Annotated in this window: 9 protein-coding genes; 7 read left to right on the forward strand and 2 right to left on the reverse strand. The window is 64.1% G+C overall.

From position 1 onward, the window contains the following. The first annotated feature begins 9 nt into the window (after positions 1-9). The 4 genes from J3B00_RS04425 (at position 10) to J3B00_RS04440 (ending at position 8,145) form a co-directional block, all read left to right on the forward strand. Positions 10-2,070 (forward strand): methyl-accepting chemotaxis protein, encoded by a 2,061-nt coding sequence (locus J3B00_RS04425; protein ID WP_209864501.1) that lies wholly within the window; start codon positions 10-12, stop codon positions 2,068-2,070. A gap of 10 nt (positions 2,071-2,080) precedes the next feature. After that, positions 2,081-6,985: an Hpt domain-containing protein gene (locus J3B00_RS04430; RefSeq protein WP_209864504.1), complete on the forward strand. Its 4,905-nt coding sequence runs from the start codon at positions 2,081-2,083 to the stop codon at positions 6,983-6,985. Continuing rightward, complete coding sequence (locus J3B00_RS04435) at positions 6,978-7,451, forward strand: chemotaxis protein CheW (protein WP_209864507.1); 474 nt, start codon at positions 6,978-6,980, stop codon at positions 7,449-7,451. The genes J3B00_RS04430 and J3B00_RS04435 overlap by 8 nt, the downstream gene beginning before the upstream one ends. Before the next feature lie 76 nt (positions 7,452-7,527). Next, the gene (locus tag J3B00_RS04440; protein ID WP_209864510.1) at positions 7,528-8,145 is read left to right on the forward strand and encodes a hemolysin III family protein; all 618 of its coding nucleotides are present in this window, start codon (positions 7,528-7,530) and stop codon (positions 8,143-8,145) included. Between the two features lie 854 nt (positions 8,146-8,999). On the opposite strand, the gene J3B00_RS04445 is transcribed toward J3B00_RS04440, so the two are convergent. Both J3B00_RS04445 and J3B00_RS04450 read right to left on the reverse strand, forming a co-directional pair. After that, the gene (locus tag J3B00_RS04445; RefSeq protein ID WP_209864513.1) at positions 9,000-9,719 is read right to left on the reverse strand and encodes a 16S rRNA (uracil(1498)-N(3))-methyltransferase; all 720 of its coding nucleotides are present in this window, start codon (positions 9,717-9,719) and stop codon (positions 9,000-9,002) included. Positions 9,720-9,860: 141 nt separating this feature from the next. Then, entirely contained in the window at positions 9,861-11,267 is a 1,407-nt protein-coding gene (locus J3B00_RS04450; RefSeq protein WP_209864516.1) for an adenosylmethionine--8-amino-7-oxononanoate transaminase, read from the reverse strand. 248 nt (positions 11,268-11,515) lie between these two features. Between J3B00_RS04450 and J3B00_RS04455 the strand changes: the two genes are divergently transcribed. From J3B00_RS04455 to J3B00_RS04465, 3 genes are all read left to right on the forward strand, one after another. After that, complete coding sequence (locus tag J3B00_RS04455) at positions 11,516-13,384, forward strand: flavin monoamine oxidase family protein (RefSeq protein ID WP_209864520.1); 1,869 nt, start codon at positions 11,516-11,518, stop codon at positions 13,382-13,384. Positions 13,385-13,698: 314 nt separating this feature from the next. Next, complete coding sequence (locus J3B00_RS04460; protein WP_209864523.1) at positions 13,699-14,250, forward strand: cytochrome b; 552 nt, start codon at positions 13,699-13,701, stop codon at positions 14,248-14,250. A gap of 31 nt (positions 14,251-14,281) precedes the next feature. Then, complete coding sequence (locus J3B00_RS04465) at positions 14,282-14,860, forward strand: YceI family protein (RefSeq protein WP_209864526.1); 579 nt, start codon at positions 14,282-14,284, stop codon at positions 14,858-14,860. Positions 14,861-14,870: the final 10 nt, after the last annotated feature.

The raw sequence follows: 14,870 nt of genomic DNA on the forward strand, positions 1-14,870 counted from the left end.
GGATCGACCGTGAACAAGCCCGCCAGCCCCGTCACTCCACCTGCCGTGACCCCGCGCGTACGCAGCAGCGCGCAGATTACCGTGCTGTTCATGGTGCTGATCCTGTCGATCATCCTGCTGTTCGCCAATTTTGCCTACCTCAACACCCAGTCCAACTACGACAAGCAGTACATCGGCCACGCCGGCGAGTTGCGGGTGTTGTCCCAGCGCATCGCCAAGAACGCCACCGAGGCCGCCGCCGGCAAGGCCCTGGCGTTCAGGTTGCTGTCCGATGCGCGCAACGACTTCGAGCGGCGCTGGAGTTACCTGCGCGAGGGTGACAAGGCCACCGCGCTGCCCGCAGCGCCGGCCAAGGTGCGCGATGAAATGGAAGCGGTACGCCAGGATTGGGAAAACCTGCGCAAGAACACCGACACGATCCTTGCCAGCGAGCAGACCGTGCTGTCGTTGCACCAGGTGGCGGCGACCCTTGCCGAGACCGTGCCGCAACTGCAGGTCGAGTACGAGAAAGTCGTCGAGATCCTGCTGCAGAGCGGTGCCCCCGCCAGCCAGGTGGCCGTGGCCCAGCGTCAGCTGTTGCTGGCCGAGCGCATTCTGGGTTCGGTCAACACCGTGCTGGCCGGCGACGACACCTCGGTGCAGGCCGCCGATGCCTTTGGCCGCGATGCCAGCCGTTTCGGCCAGGTGCTCGAAGGCATGCTTGGCGGCAACCCGGCGATTCAGGTGACCCGGGTCGCGGACGCCGATGCGCGCGCACGCCTGGCGGAAATCGCCGAACTGTTCCAGTTTGTCGCCGGCAGTGTCGATGAAATCCTCGAGACCTCGCCTGAACTGTTCCGCGTGCGCGAGGCTGCCGGCAACATTTTCAGCCTGTCGCAGACCTTGCTCGACGAAGCCTCGCACCTGGCCAACGGCTTCGAGAACCTGGCCAACGGGCGCACCCTGGATACCGTCGGTGGCTACGTGCTGGGCCTGTTGGCGCTGGCCTCGATCATCCTCATCGGCTCGGTGATGGTCCGTGCGACCAACCGCCAGTTGCGCGAAACTGCCAAGAAGAACGAGCGCAACCAGCAGGCGATCATGCGCCTGCTGGACGAGATCGAAGAGCTCGCCGACGGCGACCTGACCGTGATCGTGTCGGTTACCGAGGACTTCACCGGGGCGATTGCCGACTCGATCAACTACTCGGTCGACCAGTTGCGCGACCTGGTCACCACGATCAACCACAGTGCGCTGCAGGTCGCCGCGGCCGTGCAGGACACGCAGAACACCGCCCGCCAGCTGGCCAAGGCCTCCGAGCATCAGGTCGAGCAGATCAGCGAGGCGTCGCTGGCCGTGGGTGACATGGTCGAGTCGATTGATCGGGTCTCGGCCCATGCCTACGAGTCGGCCAAGGTCGCCGAGCGGTCGGTGGCCATCGCCAACAAGGGCAACGAGGTGGTGCACAACACCATCCACGGCATGGACAACATCCGCGAGCAGATCCAGGACACCGCCAAGCGGATCAAGCGCCTGGGCGAGTCTTCCCAGGAAATTGGCGATATCGTCAGCCTGATCGACGACATTGCCGAACAGACCAACATTCTTGCCCTTAATGCTGCGATCCAGGCCTCGTTGGCCGGTGAGGCCGGGCGCGGCTTCGCTGTGGTTGCCGATGAAGTACAGCGCCTGGCCGAGCGCTCGTCGTCGGCCACGCGCCAGATCGAGGCGCTGGTGCGCACTATCCAGACCGATACCAACGAGGCGGTGATCTCCATGGAACAGACCACCGCTGAAGTGGTGCGCGGAGCGCGCCTGGCCCAGGATGCCGGGGTTGCCCTGGCCGAGATCGAGGGTGTTTCGCAGACCCTGGCCGATCTTATCCACAGTATTTCCGACGCGGCGCAGCTGCAGACGTCTTCGGCCGGGCAAATTTCGCACACCATGGCGGTGATCCAGCAGATCACCGCGCAGACCTCGGCTGGCTCAGGTGCCACCGCCGACAGCATCCGCCACCTGGCACGCATGGCCAGCGAGATGCGTCGCTCGGTCTCCGGTTTCACCTTGCCGGCACCCGCCGAGCCGCGTTGAGGAAACAGTGATGGCCTCTGCAGCAGTGAGCCCCGAGCGCCACGACACGGTCGCCCTGGCCTGGACCAAGGCGCCGATCCTCGACTGCCTGGCGCAGGCCCGACAGGCCCTGGAGCGGTTTGCCGGCGATCCCGCCGACCTGGCCATGCTGGCCTTTTACGTGGATAACCTGCACCAGGTCCACGGCTGCCTGCGCATGCTCGAACTGCGCGGGGCAACGCGCCTGGCTGAAGAGCTGGAGTTGCTCGGTCGAGCCATGCTTGACGGTCAGATCACCCCGCGCGGCGACTGCCTGGGTGCGATGTTCCGTGGCCTTGAGCAATTGCCGCCGTACCTGGAGCGGTTGCGCGGGGCGCGGCACGACTTGCCCTTGGTCATGTTGCCGCTGCTCAATCGCCTGCGTGAATGCCGCGGGGTCGAAGCCTTGGCCCAAGGCAGTCTGATCGGCGAGGCCGCGCAACGCCTGGCGGGTGCCGCCGACCTGGCCGATCTCGACCTGTCGCTGGGTAACTGGCGTGAGCAGTTGCAGGCCGGCCAGGGTCGAGACGCACTGCGCTCGGTGGTGGGGGCACTGTGCGATGACCTGATGCGGATCAAGGACTGCCTGGACCAGTTCGTGCGCGGTGAGCAGACCCGTGAACAGCTCGATGCGTTGGTGTCGCCCCTGCGCCAGGTGGCCGATACCCTCGCGGTGTTGAATTTCCAGCAGCCGCGGCGCGTCATCATCGACCAGGTGCTGGCCCTGCAGGCCTTGGCCCAGGATCAGCAAGCGGTGGACGACGCGCTGTTGATGGACGTCGCGGGCGCCTTGCTGTACGTCGAGGCAACCCTCAACGGCATGGTCGGCCCGCTGGAAGAAAGCGGCCAGGGCAGCATGCCCGGCTCGGATCTCGCGCATATCCGCCAGTTGGTCCTGGGCGAGGCTGTCTCGGTCTTGCAACAGGCCAAGGAGCTGGTCGACGACTGCCTCGAGTCAGGTTGGCCCCGGCAGCGCCTGCAGGCCCTGCCGGGCTTGCTCCATCAAGTGCGCGGGGCGCTGGCGATGCTGATGCTACCGGCCGCCGCTGAAGTGTTTGGCGGGGCGGCCGGCTACGTCCAGGGCTGGCTGGCGCACCTCGAGCAAGAGCCGCCCGCCGACGAGCTGACCCACCTGGCCGACGCCCTCTGCGCCGCCGAGTGTTACCTGCAATGGCGCGTGGCCGATCCGTTGGCCGATGGCCAGCGATTCATCGAGATGGCCCAGACCAGCCTGGCTGCGCTGGGCGTAACCTGCCGGCATGGGGTGCTGGCCGACGAGGTCGAAGAGATCGATGCCGAGCTGCGCGAAGTGTTTCTCGAAGAAGCCGATGAACTGTTGCCGGACCTTGAACGGCACTGGCTGCGCTGGCGCGCCGACAATTCCCTGCGTGATGCGCTGATCGAAGTGCGCAGGGCATTGCACACGCTCAAGGGCGGGGGGCGGATGGTCCATGCGCAGGCCCTGGCCGAACTGGCGTGGAGCGCCGAGCACCTGATCAATCGGGTGCTCGAGGGGCGCTTTGGTTTGTCTGCGGAGGCGGTGGTGGCCTTGCAGCAGGTGTTCGTGCGCCTGCCGGACCTGCTTGCCGATTTTGCCGTCGGCCACTTGCCGCCGCTGAGCGATATCGAGCCGTTGTCGACCCACCTGCATGCGCTGGCCAACAATGAAGCGCCGTCGGCGCCCGAGGTCGACGGCCTCGATCCGCAGTTGCTGGAGATCTTCCGCAACGAGGCTCAGGGCCATCTGGCCAGCCTCGAGGCATTCCTGCGGGACACGGAGGGTCGCGATGCTCCGGTCAGCGACAGCTTGCAGCGTGCGTTGCACACCCTCAAGGGCAGCGCGGCGATGGCCGGGGTCATGCCGATCGCCGAGCTGGCGACCGCCCTTGATCGCCTGGCGCGTGAATACAAAGGCCATCAGTTGCCGTTGCAACAGGCCGAAATCGACTGGCTGGAAACCGCGCGTAGCCTGTTCCAGCGCGGCCTGGCGCAGCTCGACAGCGCGCCGCTGACGGTTATCCCCGGCGCCGCAGAACTGATCGAGCAGGTCGGCCAAGGGGTTGATGCTCGCCTGGCCACCTTGCAGGACGAACCCCATCCCAGCCGCCGCACACGCCGCGACCCACAGGCGATCGCGCGTTTTCTGGCCGAGGGCATGGACAGCCTGATGGAGGCCGAGTCGTTGCTGTTGAGTTGGCAGGAGGCGCCGGGCCAGCGCAGCCAGCTCGAAGGCTTGCTGGATGCGCTGACCAGCCTAGGCCACGGCGCGCATCTGGCCGACCTGTGGCAGTTGGACGAGGTGTGCGAGGCGCTGCTCGACGTCTATTGCGCGGTGGAAGAGGGCAGCCTGGCGGCTGACCCACGCTTCTTCAGTCAGGTCCAGCAGGGCCATGATGTGCTGATCGACATGCTCGACGAGGTCGCCGCCGGGCAGGAAGTGGCAGCGCGTCCGGAGTGCCTCGATGGCCTGCGGGCGCTGCTCGACAGCGCCCTCGCGCCGGATGCGATGGGCCTGGTCGGGCAGGACGGGATCACACTGTTACCCACTGCCGAAATTGCCCAGGAACCGACGCAGGAGCCTGAGAGCCCGGGTGACAAGGAGCTGCTGGACGTCTTCCTCGAAGAAAGCTCGGACATCGTCGAAAGCTCCGCTTCGGCGCTGGCCCGCTGGCAGGCCGATCCGCGCAGCGGCGCCGAGGTCGAGACCCTGTTGCGCGACCTGCACACGCTCAAGGGCGGTGCGCGGATGGTGCAGATCGCCGCGATTGGCGACCTCGCCCATGAGCTGGAATTTCTCTACGAACTGCTCGCCGCTGGACGCCTGCCGGCCAGCCCGGCCCTGTTCGCCTTGCTGCAGAACTGCCACGACCGTCTCGCGCACATGCTTGATGCGGTACGCCTTGGCCATCCACTGCACGCCGCCACGGCCCTGATCGACTACATTCGCAACTTCAGCAGCGCTGCCCTCACCGACAGCGCCGCAGGCCAGCCGGCGGTGACCGCCAGCAGTGAACCGGCGGCCGTTGCCGATCTGCCGGCCAGCACACCGGAGCGGGCACCGGGGGACATGGTCAAGGTGGCTGCCGAGCTGCTCGACGACCTCGGCAACCTGGCCGGCGAGCATGCGGTAATTCGTGGGCGCGTCGAGCAACAGGTCAACGATGCGCAGTTCGCCCTCAGCGAAATGGAAACCACCCTTGAGCGCATGCGCGACCAGTTGCTGCGCCTGGACATCGAGACTCAGGGGCGCATGTCCAGCCGTTCGCCGCTTGAAGGCGATGCCTACGACGACTTCGACCCGCTGGAAATGGACCGCCATTCGCAATTGCAGCAGCTCTCGCGGGCGCTCTTCGAATCGGCCTCGGACCTGCTTGATCTCAAGGAGACCCTGAGCCAGCGCGCACAGGAGGCGCAAGGCTTGTTGCAGCAGCAGGCGCGGGTCAACAGCCAGTTGCAGGAAGGCCTCACTGCGACGCTGATGGTGCCGTTCGAGCGCCTGGTGCCGCGCTTGCAGCGGGTGGTCCGGCAGGTGGCCAGCGAGCTTGGCAAGCAGGTAGAGCTGGTGGTCGGCAATGCCGAGGGCGAGCTAGACCGCAGCGTGCTCGAACGCATGGTCGCGCCGCTCGAGCACATGCTGCGCAATGCCGTCGACCATGGCCTGGAGTCGCGCGAGGCGCGCCTGGCCGCGGGCAAACCCGAGCTCGGCACGATTCACTTGAATCTACTGCACGAAGGCGCCGACATCGTCATCGAAATGAGCGACGACGGCGCCGGGGTGCCATTGCAGGCCGTGCGCAACAAAGCCATCAAGCGCGGTCTGCTCGACCCGCAGGCGCAGCTGAGCGACCACGAAATCCTCCAGTTCATCCTCCGTCCTGGCTTTTCCACGGCGGAGAAGATCACCCAGATTTCCGGTCGTGGCCTGGGCATGGACGTGGTCCATGAGGAGGTCAAGCAGCTGGGCGGTGCCATGAGCATCGAATCGAGCCCGGGCAAGGGCGCACGCTTTCTGATCCGCCTGCCGTTCACCGTGTCGATCAACCGTGCCTTGATGGTGCACCTGGGCGAGGAGCAGTACGCGATCCCGCTCAACACCATCGAAGGCATCGTGCGCGTGCCGCCGGCCGAGCTTGCCACCTGCTACCAACTGGACACGCCGCGCTACGTGTATGCCGGCCACGCTTACGAGCTGCGCTACCTTGGTGAGCTGCTGCAGGGTGGCGTCGCCCGGCCGAGCCTGCTTGGCCAGAGTGTGCCGCTGCCGGTGGTGCTGGTGCATTCCCATGACCAGTCGTTTGCCATCCAGGTCGACAGCCTGTCGCCGAGCCGCGAAATCGTGGTCAAGAGCCTGGGGCCGCAGTTCGCCGCGGTACCTGGGTTGTCAGGGGCGACCTTGCTTGGGGATGGCCGAGTGGTGTTGATTCTTGACCTGCTGGGCCAGCTGCGCGGTCAGCAGCGGCGCTTGGCGCGCCTGCCTGCGGGTAACGACAGTCAGCGCCTGCTATTGGGCCCGGCACCGCGTCAGCGTCTGCTGGTGATGGTGGTGGATGACTCGGTGACGGTGCGCAAAGTCACCAGCCGCCTGCTTGAACGCCACGGCATGAGCGTGTTGACCGCCAAGGATGGCGTCGATGCCATGGCCCAGCTCGAACAGCACCGGCCGGATGTGCTCCTGCTGGACATCGAGATGCCGCGCATGGACGGCTTTGAAGTGGCCACGCGGATCCGTCGCGATGAGCGCCTGAAGGACCTGCCGATCATCATGATCACCTCGCGCAGCGGCCAGAAGCACCGCGACCGGGCGATGGCCATCGGCGTCAACGAATACCTCGGCAAGCCCTATCAGGAGTCGCTTCTGCTGCAGAGCATCGCCCACTGGAGCCAGCACCATGCTTGAGCATATCTCCGGCCAGCGCAGCACGCTGACCGGGCTGTTGTTGCCGTTGGGCGACCGCACCCTGGTCTTGCCCAACGTTGCCGTGGCCGAATTGATCGGGCAGCGGGCGTTGTCTTGCCAGATTGGCGAACCGGCCTGGCACCTGGGCTGGATCGACTGGCGTCAGCAGCGTCTGCCGTTGATTGGCTTCGAGGCGGCCTGTGGCGGCGAAACCGTGTGTGGCGAGCGGGCGCGGATCGTCGTGCTCAATGCACTGGGGGATACCGGGCTGCGTTACCTGGCGCTGCTGCTGCAGGATATTCCGCGCTCGTGCAAGCTCGACAGCCAGCTCAATTATGTTGATGTGCCGCTGGCTGAACTGGAGGTGGCGGCGGTGCAGGTGGGTGAGCAAGTGGTGCGGGTGCCAGATCTGGTGGGGTTGGAGCGGATGGTGCGTGACGCGGATCTGCAACCTGATGCCGGTTAGCATTGCGGCTGGACGCTGATGTAGCCTTGGTACGCGACATGAGGAACCTGCCTGGCCATCGGAGGTCTTTTTCTGCATGTATTACGGTGAACGCTTCAACGCCTGGACCCATCTGGTCGGCGCGCTACTCGCAGCAACAGGGGCTATCTGGCTGATCGTCACGGCCGGGTTGCAAGGCGATCCGTGGAAGATCGTCAGCTTCTCCATCTACGGCGGCACCCTGTTGTTGCTTTACAGCATCTCCACGCTCTATCACAGCACTCGCGGCCGGGCGAAAGTGATCATGCGCAAGCTTGATCACCTGTCGATCTATCTGCTGATTGCCGGTAGCTATACCCCGTTCTGCCTGGTCAGCCTGCGCGGGCCGTGGGGCTGGAGCCTGTTTGGGGTGGTCTGGGGGCTTGCCGTGATCGGCATGTTGCAGGAGATCAAGCCGCGTTCTGAAGCGCGCGTGCTGTCGATCATCATCTACGCGGTGATGGGCTGGATCGTGCTGGTTGCGGTCGACCCTCTGCTGCACACCCTCGGTACTGCGGGCTTCGCCTGGCTGGCGGCGGGAGGTGTGTGCTACACCGTCGGCATCATCTTCTTTGCCTTCGACAGGCGCTTTCGCCATTGGCATGGCATTTGGCACTTGTTCGTCATCGCCGGTAGCCTGCTGCACTTTATCGCAGTGAGTTTTTACGTTCGTTAGCCTGCGCTTGAAAAGGGTGGTTCCCGGATTGTTGGGGGCGCTGGGGCTGCTGCTGGGGCTTGTGGGTTGTGGGCTTATCCATTTGGTGTGGTGGTGCCATTGGCCCCTTCCGCCCTTACGGCCATCCCTTTCAAGGTCTTTGAAATTTGGTCTGGCTTGAGTGAGCCGGGGGCGCTGCGCACCCCTTTCGCGACACAAGGCCGCTCCCACAAGGGCGAACCGCACCGTTCTTGAGACATGCGCTATCCCTGTGGGAGCGGCCTTGTGTCGCGAAAGGGCTGCGTAGCGGCCCCGGCGATCTCAAGCCAAGCGCAATTTCGGAACACCTTGAAAGGGATGGCCCTTACGGCGGGTCACTTTTCTTGGAAAAAAGTAACCAAAAACCGCTTGCTCCTGCATCCGGCCCTCCGCTGCGCTCTTTGTTTATTTACCAGCGGATCTATGGTGTGGCTGGCAGGGCTGCGCCCTGCGATTTGCATTGGCAGTACCGGCCTCTTCGCGGGGCAAGTCGGATCGCCGCACCGCCGCTCCTACAGGGATTGCGCCGAATTCAAAATCTGCGCCAACCCTGTAGGAGCGGGCTTGTCCCGCGAAGAGGCCCGAATACCCACCACCCATGCCACTATCAAAAACACCGCCAGCCCAGACGCCACCCGTAACTTCGCGACGTCAGGAGGCCGGATGCAGGAGCAGGCGGTTTTTGGTTACTTTTTTCCAAGAAAAAAAGTGACCCGCCGTAAGGGCGGAAGGGGCCATTACAGCCACTACATCAAATGGATAAGCCCACAATCCCTAAGCCAGCCAGCCAGCCAGCCAAGCCAATAGATCAGCCCCCTAGCAACCCGTGAATAACCTTAAAAATCGCCCCACAACTGCTGGGCCACAGACAATGCCACCACCGGCGCGGTCTCGGTACGCAGCACCCGCGGACCGAGGCGCGCGGCGTGGAAACCGGCAGTCTTGGCCTGGTCGACCTCGGCGTCGCTCAGGCCGCCTTCAGGGCCGATCAGGAAGGCCAGGCGCGCCGGGCGTTGATGGCTGGTCAGCGGCTCCGCGACCGGATGCAGGACCAGCTTGAGGTCTGCCTCGGTTGCCTTGAGCCATTCGGCCAGGGTCAGCGGTGGGTGGATCACCGGCAGGGTCGAGCGGCCGCACTGCTCGCAGGCACTCATTGCCACCTGGCGCCAGTGGGCCAGGCGCTTGTCGGCGCGTTCATCCTTCAGGCGCACTTCGCAACGTTCGCTGACGATCGGGGTAATCGCGTTGGCGCCCAGCTCGGTGGCTTTCTGGATCGCCCAGTCCATCCGCTCGCCACGCGACAGGCCCTGGCCCAGGTGAATGTGCAGAGGCGACTCGAGTTGGCCGGGGAGAGCCTGGTCGAGGCTGACACGAACGTTTTTCTTGCCGACTTCGAGCAGTTGGCCGAGGTATTCCTCGCCGCTGCCGTCGAACAGTTGCACGGCGTCGCCGGCGCTCATGCGCAGGACGCGGCCGATGTAGTGGGCCTGGGCTTCCGGCAGGTCATGCTCGCCGAGGGACAGGGGGGCGTCGATGAAGAAGCGGGACAGTCTCATGGTTCTGCTCAAGGATGGGGGCACTGATTTCCCTGCAGGAGCGGGCTTGCCCCGCGAACACCCGCGAAGCGGGTGCCATGCACGGCGTCGCCTGCTTCGCGGGGCAAGCCCGCTCCTACAGGGTATGTGGCGATGCTGGGGCTAGCCCGGATCGCGAAAATCGGGGTGGAAATTTGCCGGCACGGCCACGCTGATGCTGCTGCGTGTTGCGATATCGATGCCCTCGCTGGCTACCTCGGCCAAGAAGTCGATCTGCTCCGGGGTGATCACGTACGGCGGCAGGAAGTACACCACGCTGCCCAGCGGGCGCAGCAGGGCACCGCGGGTCAGGGCATGCTCGAACACCTTCAGGCCACGCCGCTCCTGCCACGGGTAGGCCGCCTTGGTGGCCTTGTCCTGGACCATCTCGATGGCCAGGGCCATGCCGGTCTGGCGGATCTCGGCCACGTGCGGATGGTCGGCGAGGTGCGCGGTAGCGCTGGCCATGCGTGCCGACAGGGCCTTGTTGGCTTCGATCACGTTGTCTTGCTCGAAGATATCCAGGGTCGCCAGCGCGGCGGCGCAGGCCAGCGGGTTGCCGGTGTAGCTGTGCGAGTGGAGGAACGCGCGCAGGGTCGGGTAATCGTCGTAGAAGGCCTGGTACACGTCATCGGTGGTCAGGCAGGCGGCCAGCGGCAGGTAACCACCGGTCAGCGCCTTGGACAGGCACAGGAAGTCTGGGCGAATGCCCGCCTGCTCGCAGGCGAACATCGTCCCGGTGCGGCCGAAGCCTACGGCAATCTCATCGTGGATCAGGTGCACGCCATAACGGTCGCAGGCCTCGCGCAGCAGCTTGAGGTAGATCGGATGGTACATGCGCATGCCGCCGGCACCCTGGATCAACGGCTCGACGATCACTGCGGCGACGCTGGCGTGATGCTCGGCGAGGGTTTGCTCCATCGCCGCGAACATCGTCCGCGAATGCGCCTCCCAGCTCACCCCTTCGGGGCGCAGGTAGCAGTCCGGGCTGGGCACCTTGAGGGTGTCGAGCAGCAGCGCCTTGTAAGTCTCGGTGAACAACGGCACATCGCCCACCGACATCGCCGCGATGGTTTCGCCGTGGTAGCTGTTGGTCAGGGTGACGAAGCGCTTCTTGTCTGGCTGACCCTTGTTCAGCCAGTAATGGAAGCTCATCTTCAACGCCACTTCGATGCACGACGAACCGTTGTCGGCATAGAACACCCGGTCGAGCCCGGCCGGGGTCATCGCCACCAGGCGCTCGGACAGCTCGATCACCGGCTGGTGGCTGAAGCCTGCGAGGATGACGTGTTCGAGCTGGTCGACCTGATCCTTGATGCGTTGGTTGATACGCGGGTTAGCGTGACCGAACACGTTGACCCACCACGAACTGACGGCGTCCAGGTAGCGTTTGCCCTCGAAGTCCTCCAGCCAGACGCCCTCGCCGCGCTTGATCGGGATCAGCGGCAGCTGCTCGTGGTCTTTCATCTGGGTGCAGGGGTGCCACAGGACCTTCAGGTCGCGTTGCATCCACTGATCATTGAGGCCCATCGGCACTTCTCCTGGCGGCACGGCTTGGTTTGACCGCATAAGCCTAAGCAAAGGTGCCGGGCATCACAACCGTGTTCGACATCGCTGGGCTATGGCTGGATAGAACGGCTGGATAGAAATACCAGCCGGATAAACGACTTGTTGTCGCTGTGCTGGCAGGGTGCCCAAGGGTGACGTATTCTTAACGCATCATATCCGGGGCGTTCTTCCCCACCTTCATTGACCTATTTCAACCGGAGTTCGCCGACATGGCTGCTGCTTGGGTGCGCCTGTGCGCGTTGGTATTGATCGGTGTCACCAGCGGTGCCGCGCTGGCGAAAGACACGCCCCCGACGGCAATCGTCGTCGGCGGCGGCCTGGCGGGCCTGACCGCAGCCTACGAGCTGCAGAGCAAGGGTTGGCAGGTGACCTTGCTGGAGGCCAAGTCCGGCATGGGCGGGCGCTCTGGCCTGGCCACCAGTGAATGGATCGGCAACGGCAAGGCGCAGCCGGTGCTCAACCAATACATCGACCGTTTCAAACTTGAAACACTGCCGGCGCCGGAGTTTGTGCGTACTCCCGGGTATCTGATCGACGGTGAGTATTTCAGCGCTGCCGAGCTGACCACCAAGCAGCCAGCGACCGCCGAGGCGCTCAAGCGCTACGAGAAGACCCTGGATGATCTGGCCCGCTCTATCGATGACCCGCTGACCCCGCAGGCGAACAGCACCTTGTTCGCCCTCGATCAGATCAACGTCTCCAGCTGGCTCGACAAGCTGCAATTGCCATCAACCGCTCGTCAGTTGATCAATCAGCAGATTCGCACCCGCTATGACGAGCCGTCGCGCTTGTCGCTGCTGTACTTTGCCCAGCAGACCCGGGTCTATCGTGGCGTCAGTGACCGTGACCTGCGCGCAGCGCGTTTGCCTGGCGGTAGCCCGGTGCTGGCGCAGGCGTTCGTCAAACAGCTGAAAACCATCAAGACCAGCTCGCCGGTAACCGCCATTGTCCAGAGCAAGGACGGTGTCACGGTGAAAGTCGGCAGTGTCGGTTACCAGGCCGACTACCTGGTAATGGCCGTGCCGTTGCGCGCCCTGGGCAAGATTCAGATGACCCCAGGCCTGGACAGCCAGCACTTGGCTGCCCTGAAAGGTACCAACTACGGCTGGCGTGACCAGCTGATGCTCAAGTTCAAGCAGCCGGTCTGGGAAAGCCGGGCGCGCATGTCCGGTGAGATCTTCAGCAACACTGGTCTGGGCATGTTGTGGATCGAGCCAGCCCTCAAGGGCGGTGCCAACGTGGTGATCAACCTGTCGGGCGACAACGCGCGCCTGCTGCAGGCGTTTGGCGACAAGCAGATGGTCGATCAGGTACTGATTCGCCTGCACGCGTTTTATCCACAAGCCCGTGGGGCCTTTACCGGCTATGAAGTGAAGCGCTACAGCACCGATGCAGGCACTGGGGGGGCTTATCTGGCCTACGGCCCAGGGCAGATCAGCAAGTACTGGCGCCTGTGGGAGCGTCCGGTGCAGCGCATCGCCTTTGCCGGTGAGCACACCGATGCGCTTTATCCGGGCACTCTCGAAGGTGCCTTGCGCAGTGGTCAGCGCGCGGCGGGGCAGGTGCAGGACCTGGCCGCCGGCAAGTCGTTCGACCCGGCCAAGGCTGCGCCGATCGCAGCGGCAGCGGCTGCAGGTGCGGTGGCTGCGAAAGACAAAGGAGGATTCTTCTCCAACCTGTTCGGCGGCTCCAGCAAGACCGACAAGCAAGACCAGGCATCCGCCAAGGCCGAGCCGGTGACCGCAAAGGAGACTGATCAGGTTAAAAAGCCGGGCTTCTTCTCCCGCCTGTTTGGTGGTGGCGACAAGCCTGAAGTGAAGGCTGCACCGATTGCCAAGGCCGAAGAGGTCGCCCCGGTTGCCGCGCCGGCTCCGGTAGCGGCGCCGGTGACACCTGCGCCTGCGGCCAAGGAAGCTGCAGTCAAGCCGGCGGCGAGCAAGGCTGCGCCTGCCAAGCATGCGCCGGCGCACAAGCCCGCCGCCAAGCCGGTAGCGAAGTCTGAGGCGGCCAAGAAAGCCGCGGCCAAGCCTGCGCCAGTGAAAAAGCCGGTGGCCAATACTCAGGCCAAGGCCAGCTGATACCTTGAGATTGCCGGGGCCGCTTCGCGGCCCTTTCGCGACACAAGGCCGCTCCCACAAGGACAACGCCGCCTTCGAGGCATGCACAGAACGTGTGGGAGCGGCCTTGTGTCGCGATAGGGCTGCGCAGCAGCCCCAGCAATCTCGAGAGCACCGCCCCCTCCGCAGAATTTCCGCTATGGTTAATGTTTCCTTAATAGCGAATGCACAGAATAACCATCGGTAAATCCGATAATAAGAAGCGGTTTTTTCTGCTTTTATTCGATACGTTTCGCGTTAATCTGTGCACAGCTTCCACGGGGAATTACGCCAACATGCAAGTTCGCAACTCACCTTCTCGCTATGGCCTGGTCAGCATCGTCATGCACTGGGGTGTGGCCTTGGCAGTCTTCGGGCTGTTCGCCCTGGGCCTGTGGATGGTCGGGCTCGACTACTACAACCCCTGGCGCAAATCGGGCCCAGACCTGCACAAGAGCATCGGTCTGGTGCTGTTGGCGGTAATGCTGCTGCGGGTTGTCTGGCGTTTCCTCAGCCCACCGCCGCCAGCGCCGGCCAACCACGGGCCACTGACCCGCATGGCTGCCAAGCTGGGCCATCTGGCCCTGTACCTGGGGCTGTTTGCGGTGATGATCGCGGGCTACCTGATTTCTACCGCCGATGGTGTCGGGATCCCGGTCTTCGGCCTGTTCGAAGTACCGGCCCTGCTGAGCAATCTGCCTGACCAGGCCGATACCGCCGGCGTGGTTCATTTCTACCTGGCCTGGGGGTTGGTGATCTTCGCCGTCCTGCATGGCCTGGCTGCCCTGAAACACCATTTCATCGACCGTGACGCGACCCTGACTCGCATGCTGGGCCGCAAAGCTTGACTCTCAACCTCAATTGCAAGGAATAGAAAGGATGTTGAAAAAGACTTTTGCCGCTCTGGCGCTCGGTACCGCACTGTTCTCCGCTGGCCAGGCCATGGCTGCCGATTACAAGATCGACAAGGAAGGCCAGCACGCGTTCGTTGACTGGAAGATCAGCCACCTGGGCTACAGCTTCATTCACGGCACCTTCAAGGACTTCGACGGCGCGTTCAGCTGGGACAGCGCCAAGCCTGAGGCCAGCAAGATCAACGTTGACCTGAAAACCGCGAGCCTGTGGTCCAACCACGCCGAGCGTGACAAGCACATCGCCAGCGCTGACTTCCTTGACGTGAAGAAGTACCCAGACGCCAAGTTCGTCTCCACCGCAGTCAAATCGACCGGTGACAAGACTGCCGATGTGACCGGTGACCTGACCCTGCATGGCGTGACCAAGCCGGTCACCTTCAAGGCTACCTTCAACGGCGAAGGCAAGGATCCATGGGGCGGCGAGCGTGCTGGCTTCAACGCCAAGACTACGCTGAACCTGAGCGACTTCGGCATCAAGGGCCCAGGCCCGACTTCGCAGACCCTGGACCTGGACATCAGCCTGGAAGGCGTCAAGCAGAAGTGATGGGTTGAGT

Origin of the sequence: Pseudomonas sp. BP8, assembly GCF_017875955.1 — a bacterium.
Taxonomy (GTDB): domain Bacteria; phylum Pseudomonadota; class Gammaproteobacteria; order Pseudomonadales; family Pseudomonadaceae; genus Aquipseudomonas.

Excerpts from the sequence above, each read along its gene's own strand:
- J3B00_RS04460 (WP_209864523.1), top strand. The coding sequence starts at position 13,699 with ATGCAAGTTCGCAACTCACCTTCTCGCTATGGCCTGGTCAGCATCGTC.
- J3B00_RS04430 (WP_209864504.1), top strand. The coding sequence starts at position 2,081 with ATGGCCTCTGCAGCAGTGAGCCCCGAGCGCCACGACACGGTCGCCCTG.
- J3B00_RS04465 (WP_209864526.1), top strand. The coding sequence starts at position 14,282 with ATGTTGAAAAAGACTTTTGCCGCTCTGGCGCTCGGTACCGCACTGTTC.
- J3B00_RS04445 (WP_209864513.1), bottom strand. The coding sequence starts at position 9,719 with ATGAGACTGTCCCGCTTCTTCATCGACGCCCCCCTGTCCCTCGGCGAG.
- J3B00_RS04455 (WP_209864520.1), top strand. The coding sequence starts at position 11,516 with ATGGCTGCTGCTTGGGTGCGCCTGTGCGCGTTGGTATTGATCGGTGTC.
- J3B00_RS04450 (WP_209864516.1), bottom strand. The coding sequence starts at position 11,267 with ATGGGCCTCAATGATCAGTGGATGCAACGCGACCTGAAGGTCCTGTGG.
- J3B00_RS04440 (WP_209864510.1), top strand. The coding sequence starts at position 7,528 with ATGTATTACGGTGAACGCTTCAACGCCTGGACCCATCTGGTCGGCGCG.
- J3B00_RS04435 (WP_209864507.1), top strand. The coding sequence starts at position 6,978 with ATGCTTGAGCATATCTCCGGCCAGCGCAGCACGCTGACCGGGCTGTTG.